This is a genomic window from Propioniciclava sp. (genome assembly GCF_029977985.1).
Lineage (GTDB): Bacteria > Actinomycetota > Actinomycetes > Propionibacteriales > Propionibacteriaceae > Propioniciclava.
Genome location: NZ_JARKOT010000009.1, coordinates 1 through 7,073, shown reverse-complemented (window position 1 = coordinate 7,073; position 7,073 = coordinate 1). Strand labels below are relative to the sequence as shown.

General features: G+C 73.6%; 2 protein-coding genes and 1 pseudogene. All 3 read right to left on the bottom strand.

Translation table 11 applies throughout. The features are described 5' to 3' along the window. The coding region (locus Q1K57_RS00820) for a biotin carboxylase N-terminal domain-containing protein (protein ID WP_300077797.1) at nt 1-340 on the bottom strand (340 nt) is incomplete at its 3' end. A gap of 177 nt (nt 341-517) precedes the next feature. After that, nucleotides 518-6,022 carry a carboxyl transferase domain-containing protein gene (locus tag Q1K57_RS00815; protein ID WP_300077794.1) on the bottom strand — a complete coding sequence of 1,835 codons (5,505 nt, stop codon included), beginning with the start codon at nt 6,020-6,022 and terminating at the stop codon, nt 518-520. A 309-nt stretch (nt 6,023-6,331) separates the two neighbouring features. Beyond that, nucleotides 6,332-7,033 (bottom strand): annotated as a pseudogene (locus tag Q1K57_RS00810) (LamB/YcsF family protein). Between the last annotated feature and the right edge of the window lie 40 nt (nt 7,034-7,073).

Genomic DNA, 7,073 nt, shown 5'->3' with positions numbered 1-7,073 from the left:
GGGCCTCGATGGCCGCCGGCGGCGGACCGATCCAGGTCAGGCCGGCGTCGAGCACCGCCTGGGCGAAGCCCGCGTTCTCGGCGAGGAACCCGTAGCCGGGGTGGACGGCGTCCGCGCCCGAGCGGGCCGCGACGGCGAGGAGCTTCGCCACGTCGAGGTAGGTGTCGGCCGGGGTCAGCCCGTTGAGGGCGAACGCCTCGTCCGCGAGCTTCACGAACAGCGAGTCCGCGTCCGGGTCGGCGTAGACCGCCACGCTGCCCAGTCCGGCGTCCCGCGCCGCCCTGATCACCCGGACGGCGATCTCGCCGCGATTGGCCACCAACACCTTGGTGATCGGCATCGACTCCTCCTCGGGGCACTCGTTGCGGAGTCTAGCTGCGTGGGGTCGTCTCCGGCGGCTGGTCTGGCAGGACGGGTGGGCCCGGCCGCCCTTCGTGACGCGCAGGCCTTCGCACGCTCAGGCCTGCGCTCCTCAGGGATCGGTCAACGGGCAGGCGTTCGCCGGGATGACGTGGGGCTAACCCAGCCGGGCCTCGATCGCGTCGATGATCTCCGGACGCAGGCGGGCGGCGCTGATCACGCGGTCCACCGAGCCCACCTGGACGGCGCGGTGGATGTTGTGGACCCCGTCGAACTCGGCCGCCACCTCGCTGATCTTCTCCGCGCGGACGGCGGCGCGGACGTCCGCCAGCTCCAGCTGCAGGCCGGCCCGGTCGGGGGCGTGGGCGGTCCGCAGCCTGCCCTCCAGGGACGCCACCCGCGGGTCGGCGGCCGTCCGCTTCGCGACGTCCCCGGCGAACACCACCGCCGCAGCCGGCGCGCCACCGATCACGGACGCGAACGAGCCTTCGATCGCCAGCACCGTCATGTTCGGGTTCAGCCGCTTGCTGAACACCACGAACGCCCCGCCGTGGTACCGGCTGATCACCACGAACACGATCGGGCCGCGGAAGTTCACGATCGCCCGGCCGATCTCGGCGCCGTACTCCAGCTGCAGGTTCCGCATCGACTCCGGCGAGCCGTCGAAGCCCGACAGGTTCGCCAGCACCACCAGCGGACGGTTGCCCGAGGCGGCGTTGATCGCCCGTGCCGCCTTCTTGCTCGACTTCGGGAACAGCGTGCCCGCCGTCCAGGTGTCCGGGCCGTCGGTGGGCGGGAACCCGACCCGGGGCACCGGCGTGCTCTCGATGCCGAGCACCGCGACCGGGTAGCCGCCGATCCGGGCGTCCATGACCACGGCCGTGTCGGCGTCCGCCATGCCCGCCCAGCGCTCCACCCGGGGATGGTCGGCGTCGCAGACTGCGGCGATCACCGTGCGGATGTCGAACGCCTTCTTGCGGTCGGGGTTGGACTCGGGCGAGAACAGCTGCCCGACCGTGGTGAACTCGCTGCCCGGCACATCGTGCGGGAAGTCGGAGACGTCCCGGTCGAGCGGGTCGGACGTCGGTGCCCGCCGCGGCCCGGCCTCGCCGGGCACCACATAGGTGTGCTCGTAGTGCTGCATCAGGATCCCGAACGCGCCGGCCAGGTCAGGCGCCCAGTACTGCGCCTGGCCGTTGGGACCCATCACGCGGTCGTAGCCGCCGATGCCGAAGTTGTCCTCGGCCGAGACGCCACCGGAGAAGTCCAGCGACTGCTTGCCGGTGAGCACCATCGCCGAGTCCGGCGTCATCACGAGGATGCCGCGGGTGTGCATCAGCATCGTCGCCTCGGCGTTCCAGTACGGCTGGGCGCCGACGTTGATGCCGGCCACGACGACGTTGATCTCGCCGCCGGCCTGGGTGAACTCCACGATCCGGCGCAGGGCGGCGCCCACCCAGTCCATGTTCTCGGTGCCCGAGTCCATCGAGATCCGGGCGCCGGAGCTGAGCGTGTACCACTCGACGGGCACGCCCAGTTCGTCCGCCAGGTCGAGCGCGGCGATGATCCGGCGGCACTCGGGTTCCGCGACCGCGCCCAGTCCGCGGGTCGGGTCGCCGGACAGCACGATCCGGGTGATCCCGTCCGGGTACAGCGGCGTGGGCGTCGTCACCTTGGCGGCGATGATCCCCGCCTTGTTCCGGCCGGGCGGACGCCGCACGGCGACCAGCCGGTCGGGTGCGCCGGGCGCCACGTCCCCGTCCAGGTCGAGCTCGACCAGCGTCCCTCCCGGTCCGGCAAGGGTCTCGGACAGCTCGTAGGGGTAGACCAGGCCACGCCGGCGGGCACGCACCACCCTGGCCGCGTAGTCGTCCAGCGGGTGCAGCGGTTCGGTGGGCGGCGGCTCGACGGACGCGGCCACGCCCGAGCCGGGCTTGGCGTGGAACCGGATCGCCAGCCGCGTCGGCGGCACGTCCGGACGGACGAAGGTGCCCTCGGCCAGCACCTCCTCGATGCCGGTGCCGTCCGACAGCGGCGTGATCTTGTGCTGCAGCTCCATCACGTCGCGCAGGTCGAGGTCGATCTGCGGCCACACGTAGACCCACACGTGGTTCATGTCGAGCCGGCTGCCGGCCGAGCCGCGCGCGGCGCGTGTCCGCCGGATCGCCTCCAGGCAGTTCTCCACCGCCCGCTCGGCGTGCGGCAGCCCGATCAGCCGGCCGTGCTCGTCGCGGACCCCGGCGAGCTGGTTGACCTCCGCCATCGCCACCAGCCGGCGGTCGTCCGGGTTGGTCTTCGCCACGCAGTCGAACAGCAGGACGCCGCGCGGCGCGGGCAGCCGGGTCGCGTCGAACTCCCGCAGCCGCCACAGGTTGAGCCGGCGGAACACCATCGGGTGGACGCCGTGGACGCGCTCGTCCTCGACGAGTGCCCCGGTCGCGTCCGGGCGGAAGGTGACGTAGTCGACCTCGCCCGCGGGCGAGCAGGCGGCGACCACCATCCGGCGCAGCCCCGCCAGGTCCCAGCCGGAGAGCCGGGCCCGGAGGTCGTCCGCCAGCTGGGCCCGGTCGGGGGCCTCCGGCCAGGCGACGTACAGCTCGACGACGGCGTCCCGTCCCTGCGGACGGGCCCGCAGCTGGTCGGCGACGACCCGGTCGACCGGACCTCCGGCGTCGAGTTCCGCGGCGGTCGCGATCGTGGTGATCGCCCGCGTGGGACGTCCGTCCAGCACGTAGTCGGCCACGACCACCGAGCGCCCATCGACCGTCAGTGCCCGCACGTCGGCGAGGTCGTGGTCGCGGTAGTGCTTGCGCAGCAGGATCTCCAGCAGCGGCTCGTGGGCGGAGACGCCGTCCGCCATCCGCTCCGCCAGCGTCGGAACCATCCGCTCGGGGATCGCCGCCAGGGCCGCGATGCGTTCGGCGTAGTCAGGCGCGTCCGGATGGGCGGAGAGGCCGGCGACCTCCGCGGCCACGCTGGCCAGCACCTGCTCGCGCTCGGCGTCCACCTGGGGCTGGTCGAACCACCGGAACCGCACCGACCGGGCCACGTCGCCGACCGCGGGGAACCGGCGCTGCGTGGCCCGCACCAGCCGCTCCAGCTGGGGACGGGCGGACGCCGCCGCGGCGTCGTCCGGGGCGGGCTCGCCGATCCAGCGGTCGAGGATCGCCAGCACGACCTGCACGTCCGCGGCCACCCGCTGCTGGGCGAGGAAGACGCGGAACAGGGCGTCCTCGAGCCCGGGCGTGCGGTCGAGGCTGGTGACGCCGTAGTGCGCGAGCGCGCGGCCGAGCCGGTCCACGAACCGGGTGGGCAGCGCCGCGCGGGACACGTCGAGGCTCTGCAGGTAGCCGTGGAACAGCTCGCGGTCGGAGTGGACGCGCAGCTCGGTGCCGTCCTGCTCCCCGGCCGGACGGTTGCGGCCCAGCTCCGCGAGGTCGGCGAACAGCGAGACCAGCTCGATCTCCCCGGCGAGCACGTCGATGCCCTGCGCGCGGGCCTCGTCCCTGGCGGCCAGGTAGGCCGCGAGCACGCCCGCCGCCGGGTCGGTGTCGTAGCCCATCAGGTGCGCGGACAGCTCGCCGAGCAGGCGGGTGACGCGGTCGTGGGTCGACGGGTCGGACGCGCCGTCCGGCAGTTCGACCTCACCGGCCTCCGCCGTGGCCTCGCCGCCGTTGCCGAGCGGTTCCAGCCGGACGAGCGGGGCCAGGCTCTCCACCTGGCTGCCGGCCATGACGAGGAGTTCCTTCACCCTCGCCGCGAACGGCGCCGTGATGACGGTCTCCATCTTCATCGACTCCAGCACGACCACCGGCGCGCCGGTGGCGACCTCCTGCCCGACGACGACCGGCGTGGCCACCACCAGCGCCGGTGCGGGGGACCGCAGGACGCCGCCCTCGTCGCGCGAGACGCGGTGCGTGACGCCGTTCACCTCGATCAGGTGGACGGGTCCGTGCGTGGCGGTGACGATCCGGAACCGCTCGGCGCCGAGCCGCAGCCGGCCGTGCACGTCGTCGAGGCGCTCGAGGCCCGCGTCCACCACGAGGTCACCGACCCGGACGCGATACCGGTCGGGACCGGTGCGGAACGTGACCAGCGTGTACGCGGCGCCGCGCAGTTTCAGGTCGACCGACAGTCCGGACGCGTGCTGCGCCTGCGGCCGGCCGCCGTGGGCGGTCTCCAGCAGCCGGGCCACCTCGAGCTGCTCGGCCTCCTGGTAGGCCTCGATCGCCGCGGCGACCAGCGCCACACCGGAGTGCCGGTCGGCGACCAGGCCGCCGGCGGCGCGCGTCCGGTCGATCCAGCCGGTGTCGGCCCACTGCGCGGGACTGCCGGGCTCGGGGCCGACCACCTCGGGGCGGGCGAGCAGTTCGAGGATGAAGCTCTTGTTCGTCGCGCCGCCGTCGATGATCACCGTGGTCTCGGCCAGCGCCCGGCGCAGCCGTCCGAGTGCTTCGGCGCGGGTGCGTCCGGAGGCGATCACCTTCGCGATCATCGAGTCGAAGTCGGCGGGGATGGCGTCGCCCTCGGCCACCCCGGTGTCGACGCGGATGCCCGGGCCGACCGGGAAGTCGAGCCGGGTGATCACGCCGGGGGAGGGGGCGAAGTCGCGGTCGGGGTCCTCGGCGTTGAGCCTGGCCTCGATGGCGTGCCCCTGCTCGACGGGACGGTCGGTGAGGGGTTCGCCGGCCGCCACGCGCAGCTGGGCCTTGACCAGGTCGAAGTCGTTGGTCACCTCGGTGATCGGGTGCTCGACCTGCAGCCGGGTGTTCACCTCCAGGAACGCGAACAGCCGGTCGGCCGGGTGGTACAGGAACTCGACCGTGCACGCGCCGCGGTAGTCGACGGCGAGGGCCAGCCGTTCCGCGGAGGCCTTCAGCTCGGCGGTCTGCTCCGCGGTGAGCAGGGGCGACGCGGACTCCTCGATCACCTTCTGGTTGCGGCGCTGCACCGTGCAGTCCCGGACGCCGAGCGCCCAGGCCGCGCCCTGCCCGTCCGCGATCACCTGCACCTCGACGTGGCGGGCGCCGGTGACCAGCTTCTCCAGGAAGACGACGCCCGAGCCGAACGCACGCTCGGCCTCGTCCCGGGTGCGCTGGTAGGCGTCGGCCAGGTCGGCCGCGGAGTCCACCCGGCGGATGCCGCGGCCGCCGCCACCCGCGGTCGCCTTCAGCATCAGCGGGTAGCCGATCCGGTCGGCGGCAGCCAGCGCGTCGTCGAGAGTGTCCACTCCGCCGCGGCTCCACGGCGCCACCGGGACCCCGACCTCCTCGGCGATCAGCTTGCTGCCGATCTTGTCGCCGAGCTTGCGCATCGCCTCGCCGGACGGGCCGATGAAGGTGATGCCCAGCGAGGTGACCAGGTCGGCGAAGGCCGCGTCCTCCGCGACGAAGCCCCAGCCCACCCAGACCGCGTCCGCGCGGGCCTCGGTGAGCACCCGGGCGAGCAGCGCATGGTCGAGGTAGGGACGGGCGGAGGCCGGTCCGAGCGGCCAGGCCTCGTCGGCCTCGCGCGCGAACATGGCGGTGCGCTCGGCGTCGGTGTACAGCGCGATCGTGGTGAGCTGCGGGGCGTCGGGCCGTTCGGCGTTCAGGTCGCGGACGGCATGGATGAGCCGCATCGCGGCCTCACCACGGTTGACGATCGCGATGCGCTGGACCACGAGGCCTCCTCCGCAGGCAGTCGGCGACCCGCCTCACGCGGGTCCGTCGGCAATCTGCCACGCCGGGCGTCGCAGTGCGAGTCGACACTGGCACAACTGGACGAACTCGCCAAGTTCCACGCCCCCGGAACCAAGTCTGCCCGCCTCCCGTTGTAGGTTCCCCACAAACCCGCCCCGCCCCCACCCCAGCCCACCCCGCCCCCGTGGGCCCCGCCCCCGTGGGCTCCGCCCCAGTCAGAAGCTGCCGAAAGTTGCCCACGCTGCCGAACCTTCGGCAGCGTGAGTGAGTTTCGGCAGCTGGTGTGGCCGTCAGACCCGTCCGGCGATGGCCAGGTGAACGGGCAGCTCCGGCTGGGCGGGCGCCTGCGGGGACGCGATCACGTGGCCGGCCTCGACCAGGGCCGTCCGGACGGCGCGCGCGCAGTCGCGTTCCGCCTGGGTGTGCCAGGGCAGGCGGACGCAGTCGTAGCCGCCGGACGCCACCGCGTCCACGGCCCGGCGGGCCACGGTCTCCGGGTCGGTGACCACGGCGCCGAGCGATCCGTTCGCGTTCAGCAGCCGGTGCGGCTGGAACTCCCGGGCGACCGAGATCCCGTTGCGCTCGGCGGTCTGCAGCAGCCGCGAGTCGGGCAGGCCGATGATGGCCAGCGTCGGGTCGTAGTCGAGGACGGCGTTCACCAGCGCCCAGGCGTGGTTGCGGTCGGTGCGGGCGGCCTCGAACAGCGCCCCGCTCGGCCGGACGCGGGTGACCCGCGCCTGTTCGGCGAGCGCCAGTCCGTCCAGGGCTCCGAGCTGGTAGATGATCGTGGCGGCCAGGTCGTCCGGGTCGTAGTCGACGAACCGCTCGCCGCCACCCATCGGGTGGGCTTACCGCACCGCGGCACCGAGCGAAACCTCCCGCGCCTCGGCCTCGCTGCACGCCCGCAGGATGGACGTGGGGTCGCCGGCGTGGACTCCGCAGGGCACGAGTGCGGTACTGATCAGGGGCCAGAGCGCATTGTCCGCGGCGATCGCCGCTTCGCCCAGACCGTGCCCGACTTCAGCGGTCAGG